Origin of the sequence: Rhodovulum sp. DZ06, from assembly GCF_050586345.1 — a bacterium.
Taxonomy (GTDB): domain Bacteria; phylum Pseudomonadota; class Alphaproteobacteria; order Rhodobacterales; family Rhodobacteraceae; genus JBOCEF01.
The window spans coordinates 1-14,510 of sequence record NZ_JBOCEF010000074.1 but is presented as its reverse complement, the minus strand read 5'-3'; the positions used below and the strand labels follow the sequence as shown (position 1 = coordinate 14,510).

At 72.5% G+C, this 14,510-nt stretch carries 15 protein-coding genes; 10 read left to right on the top strand and 5 right to left on the bottom strand.

What is annotated here, in order from left to right; translation table 11 throughout:
* Positions 1–296: 296 nt before the first annotated feature.
* Both ACQ5SO_RS20475 and thyX read right to left on the bottom strand, forming a co-directional pair.
* Positions 297–1,037, bottom strand: coding sequence for a hypothetical protein (locus ACQ5SO_RS20475; RefSeq protein WP_430943513.1), 741 nt, complete (start codon positions 1,035–1,037; stop codon positions 297–299).
* 23 nt (positions 1,038–1,060) lie between these two features.
* A complete protein-coding gene (gene thyX / locus ACQ5SO_RS20470) occupies positions 1,061–1,975 on the bottom strand; it encodes an FAD-dependent thymidylate synthase (RefSeq protein WP_430943512.1) in 915 nt (304 codons plus the stop codon).
* Between the two features lie 222 nt (positions 1,976–2,197).
* On the opposite strand from thyX, the gene ACQ5SO_RS20465 reads away from it, so the two are divergent.
* Genes ACQ5SO_RS20465 through ACQ5SO_RS20455 form a run of 3 tightly spaced genes read left to right on the top strand, consistent with a single transcriptional unit; the run spans position 2,198 to position 4,094 of the window.
* The gene (locus ACQ5SO_RS20465) at positions 2,198–2,626 is read left to right on the top strand and encodes a lactoylglutathione lyase (protein WP_430943511.1); all 429 of its coding nucleotides are present in this window, start codon (positions 2,198–2,200) and stop codon (positions 2,624–2,626) included.
* Entirely contained in the window at positions 2,623–3,375 is a 753-nt protein-coding gene (locus tag ACQ5SO_RS20460; protein ID WP_430943510.1) for a DUF1194 domain-containing protein, read from the top strand. Before ACQ5SO_RS20465 ends, ACQ5SO_RS20460 begins: the two co-directional genes overlap by 4 nt.
* Complete coding sequence (locus ACQ5SO_RS20455) at positions 3,372–4,094, top strand: DUF1194 domain-containing protein (protein WP_430943509.1); 723 nt, start codon at positions 3,372–3,374, stop codon at positions 4,092–4,094. The genes ACQ5SO_RS20460 and ACQ5SO_RS20455 overlap by 4 nt, the downstream gene beginning before the upstream one ends.
* Before the next feature lie 114 nt (positions 4,095–4,208).
* On the opposite strand, the gene ACQ5SO_RS20450 is transcribed toward ACQ5SO_RS20455, so the two are convergent.
* The gene (locus ACQ5SO_RS20450) at positions 4,209–4,598 is read right to left on the bottom strand and encodes an HIT domain-containing protein (protein WP_430943508.1); all 390 of its coding nucleotides are present in this window, start codon (positions 4,596–4,598) and stop codon (positions 4,209–4,211) included.
* A 115-nt stretch (positions 4,599–4,713) separates the two neighbouring features.
* Here ACQ5SO_RS20450 and ACQ5SO_RS20445 point away from each other — a divergent pair, with 115 nt between their 5' ends.
* Entirely contained in the window at positions 4,714–5,376 is a 663-nt protein-coding gene (locus ACQ5SO_RS20445) for a DUF2161 domain-containing phosphodiesterase (protein WP_430943507.1), read from the top strand.
* Positions 5,377–5,917: 541 nt separating this feature from the next.
* On the opposite strand, the gene ACQ5SO_RS20440 is transcribed toward ACQ5SO_RS20445, so the two are convergent.
* Complete coding sequence (locus ACQ5SO_RS20440) at positions 5,918–7,675, bottom strand: DUF5928 domain-containing protein (protein WP_430943506.1); 1,758 nt, start codon at positions 7,673–7,675, stop codon at positions 5,918–5,920.
* Positions 7,676–7,736: 61 nt separating this feature from the next.
* Here ACQ5SO_RS20440 and ACQ5SO_RS20435 point away from each other — a divergent pair, with 61 nt between their 5' ends.
* Positions 7,737–8,540 (top strand): sulfotransferase family protein, encoded by an 804-nt coding sequence (locus tag ACQ5SO_RS20435; protein ID WP_430943505.1) that lies wholly within the window; start codon positions 7,737–7,739, stop codon positions 8,538–8,540.
* A gap of 334 nt (positions 8,541–8,874) precedes the next feature.
* Here ACQ5SO_RS20435 and ACQ5SO_RS20430 read toward each other — a convergent pair whose 3' ends face one another.
* Positions 8,875–9,489: a TetR/AcrR family transcriptional regulator gene (locus ACQ5SO_RS20430; RefSeq protein ID WP_430943504.1), complete on the bottom strand. Its 615-nt coding sequence runs from the start codon at positions 9,487–9,489 to the stop codon at positions 8,875–8,877.
* Positions 9,490–9,661: 172 nt separating this feature from the next.
* Here ACQ5SO_RS20430 and ACQ5SO_RS20425 point away from each other — a divergent pair, with 172 nt between their 5' ends.
* From ACQ5SO_RS20425 to sucD, 5 genes are all read left to right on the top strand, one after another.
* A complete protein-coding gene (locus ACQ5SO_RS20425) occupies positions 9,662–10,213 on the top strand; it encodes a carboxymuconolactone decarboxylase family protein (protein ID WP_430943503.1) in 552 nt (183 codons plus the stop codon).
* Positions 10,214–10,572: 359 nt separating this feature from the next.
* On the top strand, positions 10,573–11,766 hold the full coding sequence (gene sucC / locus ACQ5SO_RS20420; protein ID WP_430943502.1) for an ADP-forming succinate--CoA ligase subunit beta: 1,194 nt from the start codon (positions 10,573–10,575) through the stop codon (positions 11,764–11,766).
* Positions 11,766–12,719, top strand: a complete 954-nt coding sequence (locus ACQ5SO_RS20415) for a sulfotransferase (protein ID WP_430943501.1) — start codon at positions 11,766–11,768, stop codon at positions 12,717–12,719. The genes sucC and ACQ5SO_RS20415 overlap by 1 nt, the downstream gene beginning before the upstream one ends.
* Positions 12,720–12,783: 64 nt before the next feature.
* On the top strand, positions 12,784–13,458 hold the full coding sequence (locus tag ACQ5SO_RS20410; protein ID WP_430943500.1) for a hypothetical protein: 675 nt from the start codon (positions 12,784–12,786) through the stop codon (positions 13,456–13,458).
* Between the two features lie 44 nt (positions 13,459–13,502).
* A complete protein-coding gene (gene sucD / locus ACQ5SO_RS20405; RefSeq protein WP_430943499.1) occupies positions 13,503–14,387 on the top strand; it encodes a succinate--CoA ligase subunit alpha in 885 nt (294 codons plus the stop codon).
* Positions 14,388–14,510: the final 123 nt, after the last annotated feature.

Sequence of the window (14,510 nt, the reverse complement as noted above, 5' to 3'; positions counted from 1 at the left end):
CATGCTCAAGTCCGCGTCGTATCTACGACAAACCGGACCGCCCGCATGTCCCTTCCATCCATCTTGTCAAACAGCGTCGCCAGTCTTCTGGGACAAACGATCCGGTTCCTGCCGTAGCAGGCCGTTCCGCCCGTCCCTGTCTGGTTGCCCGTCGGAGCGTCGCCCCGTCGGTGGAGCGGTGTATATGGATCGGGCTCGGGGGCTGCAACAGGAAAAATGCGGATCCGGCGAAGATTCTCGCAGCGCCCGAAATTTTCCCGCGATTACAGCGCCTTGCAAGGCGCCCCCTCGAGGCCCTACGCGCCGCCGACCATCCGGCGCAGGCGCTTCCACCGCTTTCGGGTCGACCGCGCGAGTCGCTCCAGCACGGTTTTCGGCTTCTTTCGCTTGGTCGGGTCGTCCACGTGCCGCTCATCGCCGATATGGCGCACGGCGGGCGACTCGAGAGTCGCGATGCGGAACCCCTCCTGCTTGAACGCCCAGGAGACGTCCTCCTCCCCGCCCCGCGGATCGAAGGGCATGAAGCGCTTCGCCTCGGCCGTGCGCCGCAGGCCCGGGTTGAAGGAGTAGGAGAAATATTCCGGGTGCAGGCCGGGATCGAAGGGGATGTAGGAGAGGCCGCTCTCCAGCCGCTCGGCCGGAAGCTCGCGTACCCGCGGGTTCAGCTCGGCGCGCGGGCGCAGGCCGACCATGCTGACATCGGGGCGGGCGGCCAGGACCTCCGCGCTCTCGGCGATGAAGCCGGAGCGGAAGAACTCCCAGTCATCCTCGCAATGGAAGATCAGGGGGGTGTCCACCGTGGCGTAGGCCTTGTCGATGGACTTCATCTGCCCGAGCTGGGGCGAGTTGACGATCACCTCGATCGGCGCGTCCACCTGCGCCAGCGCGGCGCGGACGGCCTCGTTCCCGCTGTCCTCGATGACGAGGAACCGGGCCGGGGGGATGTCGGCATGGGCGAGGAAGCTGCGGATGGTGCGCACGAGCAGGTCGAACCGCCCGCAGCTCGTCAGCACCACGGTATAGTCGACGGCGCTCATGACGCTCTCCTCGTCCGCTGTGTTCAGCCGGCCAGCGCGGCCTGGAATTCGCGCCACTCGCCCGCGCTCATCCCCGAGCTTTCCTGGGTGACCTCCTCGCCCGCCAGCATCCGGCGCAGGCAGGCCATGGCGGCGCCGGACATCTGCACGCCGCCGAGGCGGTAATCCTCGAACGCCTCGTAGGCGGCGGGGACCCAGTCCTTGACGATCTCGCACATCGCCTCGGCATAGACGCGGATCTCGTACTGCGCATGGGGATCGGCGCGCAGGCGCAGGAAGTGGAACAGGTTGTGCAGGTCCACCTTCCAGTACCACTGGGTGTAGGTCGAGGCGGGGAGCACGGCGCGGGCCAGTTCGCGCGCAAGGCCGTCGCGGCTCTCGTCGCCCTCGGCCAGCAGCGTCTCGTAGGTGTCGAAGGCGCGCGAGGCTTCGGATTTGAGCATCCGCAGCGCCTCCTCGGCCTCCCGTCCCTCCAGCACCGCGCCGCGGCCCTGGCGGTTGTTCACCGCCTGCGCGGCCAGCTGGTCCGGCGCGGGGGTGTAGAATTCGCGGTCGAGGATGGAGTAGCGGGCCGAGTACTCGTTGACGTTGGCGGTGCGGTGGCGGATCCACTGGCGGGCCACGAAGATCGGCAGCTTCACGTGGAGCTTGAGCTCGCACATCTCGAACGGGGTCGAGTGCCAGTGGCGCATCAGGTAGCGGATCAGCCCGCGGTCGTCGCGGGCCTTGCGGGTGCCGGCGCCGTAGGAGACGCGGGCCGCCTGCACGATGGCGGCGTCGTCGCCCATGTAGTCGACGACGCGCACGAAGCCGTGGTCCAGCACCGGAACGGCGGTGTAGAGCCGCTCCTCCAGCCCCGGCGCGACCGGGCGGCGGGTTTCGGCCCGCTGCGCCCGCGCTTCGTCGATCTGGGCCTGCTGGTCCTGGGAAACGGTCATCGCGGCATCCTCCGTGGCCCCGCGCGCGGGAGCGCATATTCGGAAAGCATCTGTAAAGGGGTCGAGTCGCCGGGGCAACGGGCTGGGGCGGGACGGTTCGCCGCCGCCCGGGTTCGCCGCGGGGGTTTTCGCCCTCGCCCTCGACAGGACCGCCAAGCCGCCCCATCATCCCCCGGTCGAAGGGCGCCCTTCCGGCGCCGCGATGACGAATGGAGAGCCGGTTTGAAGATCCGCTACCTGCACACGATGGTCCGCGTGAAGGACATCGAGGAATCCAAGAAATTCTACTGCGACCTGCTGGGCCTGGTGGAGCTGCACCGCAAGGACCTGGAGGCCGCCAAGGCCACGCTGGTCTTCCTCGCCCCCCCGGGGCAGGAAGAGGCGCAGGTCGAGCTGACCTATAACTGGGACTCGGACGAGGAATACGGCGAGGGCCGCAACTTCGGCCACCTCGCCTACGCGGTCGAGGACATCTACGCCGCCTGCCAGAAACTCCAGGACGGCGGCGTGACCATCAACCGGCCCCCGCGCGACGGGCGCATGGCCTTCGTGCGCAGCCCCGACGGCGTGTCGGTGGAGCTTCTGCAGATGGGCGACGCGCTGGAGCCGGCCGAGCCCTGGGCCTCGATGCCCAACACGGGCCACTGGTGACGGGGCGCCTGCGCAGGGCGGCCCGCCGGGGCCCGAGGCTGGGCCTGGCGCTGGCCTGCGGCCTCTGGGCCGCGGGCGCCGGGCCGCTCGCGCAGGCGCAGACCGTCGCGCAGACCGGCGCGTGCCGGCTGGCGCTGGCGATGGCGCTCGACGTCTCCTCGTCGGTCGACGCGGCCGAGCACCGGCTGCAGGCCGACGGGCTGGCCGACGCGCTGCTCGACCCCTCGGTGGTCGAGGCGCTGCTGGCCCCGGGGCCGGACGGCTACGTCGCCATCGCCGTCTACGAATGGTCGGGGCGGCGGCAACAGGCGCTGATCGCCGACTGGGCGCTGATGGACGGGGTGCCCGCCATCCAGGCGCTGGCCGCGCGGGTGCGCGCGGCGCCCCGGTCCCATGCCGATTTCCCCACCGCGCTCGGCTATGCGCTCGGCTACGGGGCCACGCTGCTGGCCCGGGCGCCGGACTGCCGCAAGCGCACCATCGACATGGCCGGGGACGGCAAGAACAATGACGGGTTCGAGCCGCGCCACGCCTACCGCGCCTTCAACTTCAACGGCATCACCGTGAACGCGCTGGTGGTCGGCGGGACCACGCGGCCCTCGCTGATGCGCTATTTCCGCGACGAGGTGCTGCACGGCCCCGAGGCCTTCACCGAGGTGGCCGAGGATTACAGCGATTTCGCCCGCGCCATGCGCCTGAAGCTTCTGCGCGAGGTGCGCCCGGCGCTGGTGATCGGCGACGCGCGATGACGCCGCGGGCGGGGGCACGGCGCGCCGCCGCCGCCGCGACGCTGGCCCTGTCCCTTCTCCTTCCCCCCGCACCGGCACGGGCCGAGGGTTGCCGGCTGGCGCTGGCGCTCGGGTTCGACATCTCCGCCTCGGTCGACCCGGCGGAATACGCGATCCAGAAGGGCGGGCTGGTGTCGGCGCTGCTGAACCCGGAGGTGCGCGCGGCCTTCCTGGGCCGGCCCGGGCGGGTCTGGCTGACCGTGTTCGAATGGTCGGGCTGGCAGCAGCAGGACATGGCCCTGCCCTGGACCCCGATCGACACCGGGGCCGATCTCGACGCCGTCGCCGCGCGCATGGCGGCGCATCGGCGGCCCTATGACACCCTCTCCACCGCGCTCGGGGTCGCGATGCGCTTCGGCGCGGCGCAGCTCGCCGCGGCGCCCGAGCCCTGCGCGCGCCGGGTGCTGGACCTGTCGGGCGACGGCGCCGGCAACGAGGCCGAGCCGCCCGGGGCGGTGCGGCGCGCCCCGGCGCTGCGGGGGATCACGGTGAACGGGCTGGCGATCCGCGGGGCGGACCCGGACCCGGCCGCCTATTACCGCGACCACGTCATCCATGGTCCGGGCGCCTTCGTGATGGAGGCGCGGGGCGGTTTCGCCGATTTCCCGGAGGTCCTGCGCCGCAAGCTGCTGCGCGAGACGGCGCCGCCGATGATCCTCGGGGCCGCCGGGCGGCCCTGAACGGGAACGGCGCGGGCGGGGTCCGCCCCCGCCCGCGCCGCGCCTCGCGCTCTCTCTATATATATGGTGTGCGGCGCGCGCTCAGCGCGGCAGGCCCCTGGTCGGTCGCCGCGCTCAGCGCGGCTCGGGCACCTTGATCATCCGCCCGAGGAAGGCGCCGCCGAAGACGTGGATATGCAGATGCGGCACCTCCTGGTGCGCATCCGGCCCGGCATTGGACAGGATCCGGTAGCCGTCTCCGCCCGCGGCCTGCGCGTGGCCGCACATCTTCGACACCTCGCCCACCGCGCGGGTGAAATCCACGATCTCCTCGGCCGAGGCCTCGGCGGCGAAGTGGTCATAGGTCACGTAAGGCCCTTTGGGGATCACCAGGATATGGGTCGGGGCCTGCGGGGCGATGTCGTGGAAGGCGAGGGAATGCTCGGTCTCCAGCACCGTCTTGTTGGGGATCTCGCCGCGCAGGATCTTGGCGAAGATGTTCTGGTCGTCATAGGCGTAGGACATGGGGGCTCCGGCATCCGCGGGGAAGGAACGTGTCCCCGACAGGGTTACAGAGCGCGGGGGCGGCGGACAAGCGCGCCGCCGTGGACAACGCGGCGCAGGCGGGCATGATCGCGGGATGGAACGGGAAAGCGATCTGTATGCGCCGGTGAAGCGGCATCTCGAGGGGCTGGGCTTCGAGGTGAAGGGCGAGGTCGGCGCGGCGGACATGGTGGCGATGCGCGGCGAAGAGGAGCCGGTGATCGTGGAGCTGAAGCTGCGCATCGCGCTGGCGCTCTATCACCAGGCGGTGGCGCGGCTGGCGGTGTCGGAGCGGGTGTATATCGCGGTGCCGCGGCCCTCGGGGAAGACGGCGCGGCGGGCGCTGAAGGACAATCTTTCGCTGTGCCGGCGGCTGGGGCTGGGCTTCCTGACGGTGCGGGATGACGGGCGGGTCGAGGTGCAGTGCGACCCGGGGCCGTATGCGCCGCGGCGCAACAGGCGGCGGCGGGCGCGGCTGGAGAAGGAGTTCGCCGGGCTGCGCGGCGATCCGAACCGGGGCGGGGCCACCCGGCACGGGATCGTGACGGCGTATCGGCAGGACGCGCTGGCCTGCGCGCGCTGGCTGGCCGAGCACGGCGCGCAGAAGGGCGCGCTGGTGGCGGCGGGGACGGGCGTGGCGCGGGCGACGACGCTGATGCGCGACAACCATTACGGCTGGTTCGAGAAGGTCTCGACCGGGGTCTATGCGTTGTCGGAGGCGGGGGCGAAGGGCCTCGCGGACTGGGCGGACAGCGGCTGAGGGGGGAGCGGCCACGCTCGGGGGGGGGGGGGCGCGCCCCCCGCTCGCGCGGCCGCCCGGCGCGTCGCGCCGGGGGCGCGCGGCGGGTGGTGCGCCGGAGGCGCGCTGGTCAGACGCCGCGCCGGGGGCGCGCATGCTGGACGTCGCGCCGGGGGCGCGTGGCGGATGGTGCGCCGATCATCCTTGGGCCGCGCCGGGGTCCATGCCAGCTGGACCAGCCCGGGCCAGGGATCGAGCCGCGTTTGGACTGACATCCTCACGCACCGCCGGCGCGCAGGGGAGGCGATCCGGCGGGAGACGCGGTCCCGCCGTGGCACGACCCACGGTCAGCACCCGGGGCCGGGGTCGGGCCCGGCGCCAGGATGACAGGCCACACCCGCATTCCCACGCGCCATCGCCCCTTCGCCCGGGCAGGCGCGCGCCCATCCCCGCACACCCGCCCTGCCCGCGCGGCGCCGCCACGCAGACCTGCGCCATCCAGCGGCCCGCCCCCGCGGCCTGGCCGCTGCGTCAGCTCCGGCCCCTCGCGCCCGGCGGCCCGTCAGACCAGGCCGCAGAGCGCCTCGGCCAGCGCCTGCGCCCGCGCCTCGGGCAGGTGCAGCGCCGCGCCCAGCTCCGGCGCCAGCCGCCCCGCCCGCCCCGGCGCCGCGCGGGCGAGGCGCGGCAGGCCGAGGCCCGCCAGCGCCCGGCTCTCCCCCTCCAGCTCGGCCCGCAGCGTGCGCAACAGCTCCTCGCGCAGCGGCGGCGGCGGGGGCGGCCCGGACCAGAGGCCGATCCGCGCCGCGTGGCCCAGCAGGTAGTCGTCGGAACAGGGCGCCTGCAGCTCGATCGCCGTCAGCCGCGCGCCATCCGCCGCCAGCGCCCCGAGCACCGCGGCGCGGGCGGGGTCCAGCGCGAAGACCGCGCCCTCGCTCCCCGCCGCCTCGGCGATGGCGGCGAGCAGCAGCCCCGGCCTGCGCCGCCGTTTCTCCATCCCCGCGTCGAGACCGCCGAGCCCGGCCCCCGCGTCCCGCGCCGCGCCGTCCCGGCCCAGCGCCTGCGCCGGGGCGGCGTCGTCGAACAGCGGGCCGAAGGCGGGCAGGCCCAGCGCGGCGCCCACCGCCTCCGCCCCCTCGGCCGCCAGGTGCCATTTCTTGCAGATCACCGCCACCGCGTCCCGGCCGGGGCCGAGGGCGCCGTGACGCTCCCACGGGCGGGGGCCGGAGCGCGCGCCCGCCCGGCCGCGCAGGCGCAGCTTGCGGTAGACCTCGACCGGGTCGGGGCCCTGCGGGGGCTCGACCACGCGCGGCGGCGGCGACGGCGGCGCCTCCGCCCCGGCGCCCGCCCCGACCAGCGCGCCGCGCGCCGGGGCCCCGAGGGCGGCGGGCGCCCAGGCGGGCTCTCCCACCCCGCGCCAGACCGAGAGCAGCCGCCGCCGGAACGCCCCGTCGCCGCGGGCGATCTTGCGTGCGAAGAAGCGGTCGTCCCGGCCCCGCAGCAGCCCCTCATGCGCCGCGTGGAACACGACGGGCTGGCCGTAATCGCTGAACGCCAGCCGCGTGGGCGGGGCGCCGGTCAGCTCCGCCCCCGGCGCCACGGCGGCGGCGAGGGTCTGCAGGCAGCACTCATCCGGGATCCAGACCCGGCGGAAGAACCGCCCGAGATCCGGGCGCGCATCGAAGAGGTCCAGCATCCCCTCGGCCGTCGCCCGCCGCAGCAGCACCCATTGCGAGCCGATGCGCATCGGCAGGTCCCGCGGCAGCGGGCGCGCCAGCCCCAGCCGCCGCTGCGCGCGGACCATGGCGTAGAACAGCTTGGGATGCGCCCGCTCGTTCACGTAGTGGCGGTAGATCAGGCGTTCCTCCCGCAGGCCGGTCTTGATCCAGCCGGAGCGAAAATAGTCCTGCGCCTCGACCCAGTCGCGGTCGGAAGGCGCCAGCGCGGCGCGGAAGACGGCCGCCGGGACCGTCGGGTAGCAATCGGCGGATTGCAGGGCGAAATGGGTGGCGTCCGCGAAGCGCGCCAGCCCCAGCCGCAGCAGGTCGAGCGAGGCCGCGACCAGCGACCATTCCCCCCAGCCGCAGCGGCGCGAGGGCGCGAAGGCCACCCCGTCATCCCGCCCGAACGCGTCCCGAAGCGCCCGGAGCACCGGGGCGGCGCGCGCGTCCACGTGCACCGCGACGCGGTCCCCCGCCTCCCGGTACGCCGCGATCTTGTCGCGCAGATCCGCCGCCGCGTCATGGCACAGCAGCAGATGCACGCAGCGCCCCATGGCCGCCTCCGTCCAGCTTGCATCGTCGGGGGGCAGGATCGGCGCCATTTACTAAGAATTGACCAAGGACGCCGAAAATCCGGCCCGACAGGATGAAGGAGGCGCTGGCATGGGATTCCCCGGCAGCTGGATGAGCGAGAGCGGCGCGCTGGTCTATCGCGTGGTGCCGAAGGCGGCGTGCTCGACCATCGGGCAGGTGCTGCACCATGCCGACCACGGCCGCTGGTATGACGGCGACATCCACGACGCCGAGGCGGGGATCCTGAAATGGAACCAGGAGGATGCGCGCCCGCGCATCGCCGAGACCATCGAGCAGGGCCGCGCCCCGGTCTTCACCTTCGTGCGCAACCCCTATGCGCGGGTGCTGTCGGCCTTTTTCGACAAGGTGGCGGGCATCCAGCGCAACGGGCGGCGGTACCGCGCGGGAACCTTGCCCGAGGCGCTGGCGAAATACGGCATCGACCCGGAGGCGGAGGATTTCGACCAGGTCCGCGCCTTCCGCCGCTTCCTTCTGTTCGTGCGCGACACCATCCGCATGCGCAAGCCGATGGACCCCGACATCCACTGGTCGGCGCAGGCCGGCCATGTCGGCACCATCATCCGCGGCGGCGGGCGCTATGCGCTGATCGCGCCGATGGAGAAGCTGACCGAGGGGCTCGAGCAGGTCTACGCCCTCGCCCCCCTCTCCGATCCCCCCGCGCTCGACGCCCTGCCCCGGTTCAACGAGGGCGCGGCGGGCGGGCGACGGCGCGAACACCCGCTGGAGGATTTCTTCGACGACCTCTCCACCTTCATCGTGCAGGACGTGTACCGGCGCGATTTCCGGCTGTTCGGCTATGACACCGATCCCGGGGACGGGCCGCCGGTCCGGCCCATCGACCTCGATTTCATCCACGAGAAGCTGGGGCGCTGAGCGTCCCCGGCGCGGCCCGCGGTCAGCGGTCTCCCGGCGGACTCTTTCGCAGCGCGCCCCGGCGGGACCTTCCCGCGGCACGTCCCCGGCAGCGCTTTTCAGTGGCGGACCTTCGGCGGACCCTTTAAGCGGCGCGCCTCCGGCGAAACTCCTCCGCAGCGCGCCTCCGGCGTACCCTTTCTGTGGCGCGCCTCCGGCAGGCCCTTTCTGTGGCGCGCCTCCGGCAGACCCTTTGAGTGGCGCGCCTCCGGCGCGACGCGCCGGGCGGCCGCGCGAGCGGGGGGCGCGTCCCCCCCGAGCGCGGCCGCACCCCCGAACCGCGCGCCCCCGTCCCTCAGCCCGCCCGGGCCGCCCCCGGAACCCGCAGCGCTTCCACCCGCCGCGCCAGCGCCTCTGCCAGCGCCGGGACGGCGACCGGCGCATCCGCCCGCGCCGCGTAGGCCCGCAGCCCGATCAGTTCCATCTGAACCATCGCCGCCAGAAGCTTCGGGTCCGCCTCCGCCGCCACCAGGCCCTGCGCCTGCGCCGCCGCGAACACCGCGCCGATCTCCGTCTCCATCGCCGTCAGGAGCGCCTCCGCCTCGGCCCGCGCCGGGCAGCCCTCGTCCGTCATCTCCAGGATCGACTTGACCAGCATGCAGGCCCGCGACGGCGCATCCGCCTGCTCCGGCCCGCCCATCCCGCGCAGGAACGCCGCCAGCCCGGCCAGCGGGTCCGCGCCCTCCGCCACCTTCGCCCGCAGCGCCTCGCCCATCCGCCGCGCGTACCGCTCCTGCGCCGCGCGGTAGAGGCCGTCCTTGCTGCCGAAGGCCGCGTAGATGCTGCCCGGGCGCATCCCCAGCGCCGCCTCGATGTCCTTGAGGGAGGTCGCGTGGAAGCCCTTGCGCCAGAACAGCGTCACCGCGCGGTCCAGCGCCTCGTCCCGGTCATGCGTCAAAGGTCTCGCCATGATGCGGGAGCCTAGGCCCTCGCGCCCCCCGGCGCCAGACGCCGCCACGCGGGCGTGATCCCCGGTCACGTTCTTGAGCGATCGCTCAATATGTTCTTGAGCAACCGCTCCACAACCTCCACCTTCCCCCCATCGACGGCGCATCCCGCGCCTGATGGATTGGAGACCGACCATGACCGCCCTGCCCGCCCTCGAGACCGCCGACGCCCCCGAGGCCGCCCGGCCGACCCTCGCCAAGGTCGCCGCCGCCTACGGCGCCGTCCCGAACCTGATGAAGGCCATGTCCAACTCGCCCCAGGCGCTCGACGCCTATCTCGCGATCAGCGGGCTGGTCGACGCCGCCGCCTTCTCCGCCGCCGAGAAACAGGTGGTCCAGCAGGCGGTGAACCTCGAGCATGGCTGCGCCTACTGCCTCGCCGCCCACTCGGCGATGGGCAAGATGGGCGGCGTGGACGGCGCCCTCGACGCCGCGCTGCGCGGGGGCGCCCCGCTGGCCGACGCGAAGCTCGACGCCCTGCGCGCCTTCACCCTCTCGGTCGTGCGCGGCCGCGGCCATGTCCCGGCGGGCGCGACCGAGGCGTTCTTCGCCGCCGGCTACGACGCGCGCGCCCTGATGGACGTGCTGCTGATCGTCACCCAGAAGGTGATGAGCAACTACACCCAGCACATCGCCCAGGCGCCGCTCGACGCCGTCTTCGCGCCCTTCGCCATGGAAGCCGCCTGACCGCGTCGCGCCCCCGCCACGCCCCCGCCCCGGCGCCGCCACGCCGGGCGCGGGGGCCTTCGCCGCCCCGTATCGGGCCGAAACGGCCCCGCGGGGCGGCGAATCACCGCCATGCGATTATTGCATCGCAGCATCCCGCCATATGTGATCACACGAATTTTGCGTGTGATCACATATGTCGCTTTTTATGCGCCTGCGTCATCTCGCGTTTGGAGCGAGCGTCCGATTCCCGTTAAACACGGCGTCGACCTCGGGCGGGGCTCTCCCGTCCGCCGCAAGTGAAGGGCCCGGTCGGCCGCGCGTCCGCGCAGGCTCCCGGGCCGGGCGATGACCGACACGTCGGCGAAAGGACGCAAGGCATGAACATCCACGAGTACCAGGCCAAGCAGCTTCTCAAGGAATATGGCTGCCCCGTCGCCGACGGCGTCGCCGTGATGAAGGGCGAAGAGGCGAAGACCGCCGCGTCCTCGCTCGACGGCCCCCTCTGGGTGGTCAAGGCCCAGATCCACGCCGGCGGGCGCGGCAAGGGCAAGTTCAAGGAAGAGGCCGCCGGCGAAAAGGGCGGCGTGCGCCTCGCCAAGTCGGTCGAGGAAGCGGCTGAAGAGACGCAGAAGATGCTGGGCCGCACCCTGGTGACCCACCAGTCGGGCGCCGAGGGCAAGCAGGTCAACCGCATCTACATCGAGGACGGCGCGGACATCGAGACCGAGCTGTACCTGGCCCTGCTGGTCGACCGCGAGACCTCCCGCGTGTCCTTCATCGCCTCCACCGAGGGCGGCATGGACATCGAGGAGGTCGCCGCCTCGACCCCCGAGAAGATCATCACCTTCTCGGTCGACCCGGCCACCGGCATCCAGCCCTTCCACGGCCGCAAGGTCGCCAAGGCCCTCGGCCTGTCGGGCGTCGCCTTCAAGGAGTGCGTGAAGCTGGTCGGCCAGCTCTACACCCTGTTCATCGAGAAGGACGTCTCGCTGCTCGAGATCAACCCGCTGATCGTCAAGACCGACGGGCACATCCGCTGCCTCGACTGCAAGATGAACTTCGACTCCAACGCCCTCTACCGCCAGTCCGCCGTGCTTTCGATGCGCGACGAGACGGAAGAGGACCCGAAGGAGCTCGAGGCCTCCAAGTATGACCTGAACTACATCGCGCTGGACGGCGAGATCGGCTGCATGGTCAACGGCGCGGGCCTGGCGATGGCCACCATGGACATCATCAAACTCTACGGCTCGGAGCCGGCCAACTTCCTCGACGTGGGCGGCGGCGCGACCAAGGAGAAGGTCACCGAGGCGTTCAAGATCATCACCTCGGACCCGAACGTGAAGGGCATCCTGGTGAACATCTTCGGCGGCATCATGCGCTGCGACGTGATCGCCGAGGGCGTGATCGCCGCGGTCCAGGCCGTCGGCCTGCAGGTGCCGCTGGTCGTGCGCCTCGAGGGCACGAACGTCGAGCTGGGCAAGAAGATCATCGACGAGAGCGGCCTGAACGTCATCTCGGCCGACAACCTCTCGGACGCCGCCCAGAAGATCGTGAAAGCGGTCAAGGGCTGATGCCCGGCGGGGCGGAGCTGGACGCGGCGGTCGCGGATCTTCGGACCCGCTTCGCCGGCCAGCCCGCCCGGCCGCTCGACTTCGCGGTGTTCGGCGTTCCCCGCTCGGGCACCACGGCGGTCGCGCGATACCTCAACGCCCATGCAGGCGTCATCTGCCTGCATGAGCGTTTCGACCCGGAGCTGAAGCACGCCGGCCTGGTGTTCCCCGACGCCCTGTTCGACGCCCCCTGGGGCGGCGAGGCGAACCGGAAACGGAACCTGGCGCGTTTCATCGGCGGAAAACAGCCGCCGATCCGCCTCTGGGGCGCCAAGACCCCCCGCTACTACCTGCGCCTGCCGCGGGTGATGGCGGGGATCCCCTCGGGACGGGCCGTCTTCTGCTGGCGCCGCCCCGAGGAGGTCGCGCAGAGCTACACGGACCGCGCGCTGAACCCGAACGATCACTGGCGACCGCAGCTGCGGGGCCTGTTCGGGATCCTCGAGGCGCCGGTCTGCATCGCGCGGATGCTGGCCACGGAAGGGAGCTTCCTGACCGTGCCGCACAGCGCGACGAAGCGGGACCAGGCGGGAACGGCCGCCGCGGTGCTGGACTTCCTCGCCCCCGGCGAGCGGTTCGAGCCCGAGGAAGCCGGGTTCGCCGAGGCCGACGCGATCGGGGCCAAGCGCCTCGGGCGCGCGCGTCCGCCGCTGGAAGCGGTCGAGGCGGAGGCCGCACGGATGATCGACGCCGACCGGATCCACGCGATCCTCGACGCGCCGACGCCCCGCCCCTTCGCCGAGGTTTCGGCGGCGGCGCGGGACTGGCTGATGGACCTGCCGCCGGACCTGGTGCGGCGCGGGGCCGAGATGGCCGGGGCCTACGGGCCGGGGGTCGCCGCCTTCGCGCGCGACAACTGGGCCGCGCAGGTGCGGCCCGCCTGGCAGGACGCGCGGCGCGCGCTGGCAGGCTGAACGACAACGGGCGCAGGCCCGAGAGGAATTTGGGGCCCGGCCCCGGGGAAGAGACGCGAAGACCATGGCCCATGCCGACGACATGATGATGGACCGCCGCAGCGCGCGGATCATGCGCGGCGCGTTCACCCTCGGCGCGCTGGCGCTGGCCGGGCTGGCGCTGGCCGCCTGCGGCTCCTCCGGCGCCGACCGCTCCGCCGAATGGGCCCGGGGCGTGACCCACCTCGACGCCGCCCCCGTCGTGATGCGCAAGGTCTGCGGCCAGGCGATGGTCGAAGGCGACATGGAAGCCGTCGACCGGATGGCCGGAGGCGGCGCCCTGACGGTCAAGGACCCGACATCTCTCATGACCCGGCTGTCGGGCGCCGAGGAATACCGCGTCTATCCGATCGGCAGCTTCATGCCCTCGCTGCCCAACGGGGGCGAGGTGCAGGTGGGCCAAGGCGACCGGCTCGTCTGCGCCGTCATCCCGAACAAGGGCCCCAGGTACCTGCCGCCGATGAGCGTTCGGCAGGCGATGAGCCGCGCCGAGACCGCGGGCCTGGCCGAGTTCCAGGCCTTCGCGGCCGAGCATGGCGCCTCCGCGCGGCCCGTCACCTCTTCCCAGCGCTTCGGGATGGACGGCGGCGCCCTCGGCGACCACCAGTTCGACCTCGACGGCCGCCGGATCGGCTTCAGCTACAGCAATCGAAAGGGCCTGGTCGTCCTCAGGCTCGTCACCGACACCCAGCCGCGCTGACCACCGCGCGCGCCCCCGAAATCCAAAGGAAACGGAGCAAACCAATGGCCGTTCTCGTCGACGAAAACACCAAGGTGATCTGCCAGGGCCTCACCGGCTCCCAGGGCACCTTCCACACCGAGCAGGCGATCGCCTACGGCACCAAGATGGTCGGCGGCGTGACGCCCGGCAAAGGCGGCATGACCCATATCGGCCTGCCCGTCTTCGACACCGTCGGCGAGGCGGTCGAGGCGACCGGCGCCAACGCGTCGGTCATCTACGTCCCGCCGCCCTTCGCGGCCGACTCGATCATGGAAGCCATCGACGCCGAGGTGCCGCTGATCGTCTGCATCACCGAGGGCATCCCCGTCCTCGACATGATGAAGGTCAAGCGCACGCTGCAGAACTCCTCGTCGATCCTGATCGGCCCGAACTGCCCCGGCGTGATCACCCCGGACGCGTGCAAGATCGGCATCATGCCCGGCCACATCCACAAGCGCGGCTCGGTGGGCGTCGTCTCCCGCTCCGGCACCCTGACCTACGAGGCGGTCGCCCAGACCACCGCCGCGGGCCTCGGCCAGTCGACCTGCATCGGCATCGGCGGCGACCCGATCAAGGGCACCGAGCACATCGACGCCCTGGAATGGCTGCTGGCCGATGACGAGACCGAGTCGATCATCATGATCGGCGAGATCGGCGGCTCGGCCGAGGAAGAGGCCGCCCAGTTCATCAAGGACGAGGCGAAGCGCGGCCGCTCCAAGCCGATCGCGGGCTTCATCGCCGGCCGCACCGCCCCTCCGGGCCGCCGCATGGGCCACGCGGGCGCCATCATCTCCGGCGGCAAGGGCGGCGCCGAGGACAAGATCGAGGCCATGAAGTCCGCGGGCTTCGTGGTCGCCGACAGCCCGGCGGGCCTGGGCGAGGCCGTGCTCAAGGCCATCGGCAAGTGATCTGCGGGGGGGGGGGGGGGGGCAACCCCCCCCCCCCCCCCCCCCCCCCCCCACACCCCCCCCCCCCCCCCCAACACCCCCCCCCCCCCCCCCACCACCACGCCCCCCCCCCCCCCCTCCCCC

What these genes read in the sequence shown, in the direction of transcription:
- ACQ5SO_RS20475 (WP_430943513.1), bottom strand. Translation starts at nt 1,037, where the DNA reads ATGAGCGCCGTCGACTATACCGTGGTGCTGACGAGCTGCGGGCGGTTC.
- thyX (WP_430943512.1), bottom strand. Translation starts at nt 1,975, where the DNA reads ATGACCGTTTCCCAGGACCAGCAGGCCCAGATCGACGAAGCGCGGGCG.
- ACQ5SO_RS20455 (WP_430943509.1), top strand. Translation starts at nt 3,372, where the DNA reads ATGACGCCGCGGGCGGGGGCACGGCGCGCCGCCGCCGCCGCGACGCTG.
- ACQ5SO_RS20450 (WP_430943508.1), bottom strand. Translation starts at nt 4,598, where the DNA reads ATGTCCTACGCCTATGACGACCAGAACATCTTCGCCAAGATCCTGCGC.
- ACQ5SO_RS20445 (WP_430943507.1), top strand. Translation starts at nt 4,714, where the DNA reads ATGGAACGGGAAAGCGATCTGTATGCGCCGGTGAAGCGGCATCTCGAG.
- ACQ5SO_RS20440 (WP_430943506.1), bottom strand. Translation starts at nt 7,675, where the DNA reads ATGGCGCCGATCCTGCCCCCCGACGATGCAAGCTGGACGGAGGCGGCC.
- ACQ5SO_RS20435 (WP_430943505.1), top strand. Translation starts at nt 7,737, where the DNA reads ATGGGATTCCCCGGCAGCTGGATGAGCGAGAGCGGCGCGCTGGTCTAT.
- ACQ5SO_RS20430 (WP_430943504.1), bottom strand. Translation starts at nt 9,489, where the DNA reads ATGGCGAGACCTTTGACGCATGACCGGGACGAGGCGCTGGACCGCGCG.
- ACQ5SO_RS20425 (WP_430943503.1), top strand. Translation starts at nt 9,662, where the DNA reads ATGACCGCCCTGCCCGCCCTCGAGACCGCCGACGCCCCCGAGGCCGCC.
- sucC (WP_430943502.1), top strand. Translation starts at nt 10,573, where the DNA reads ATGAACATCCACGAGTACCAGGCCAAGCAGCTTCTCAAGGAATATGGC.
- ACQ5SO_RS20415 (WP_430943501.1), top strand. Translation starts at nt 11,766, where the DNA reads ATGCCCGGCGGGGCGGAGCTGGACGCGGCGGTCGCGGATCTTCGGACC.
- ACQ5SO_RS20410 (WP_430943500.1), top strand. Translation starts at nt 12,784, where the DNA reads ATGGCCCATGCCGACGACATGATGATGGACCGCCGCAGCGCGCGGATC.
- sucD (WP_430943499.1), top strand. Translation starts at nt 13,503, where the DNA reads ATGGCCGTTCTCGTCGACGAAAACACCAAGGTGATCTGCCAGGGCCTC.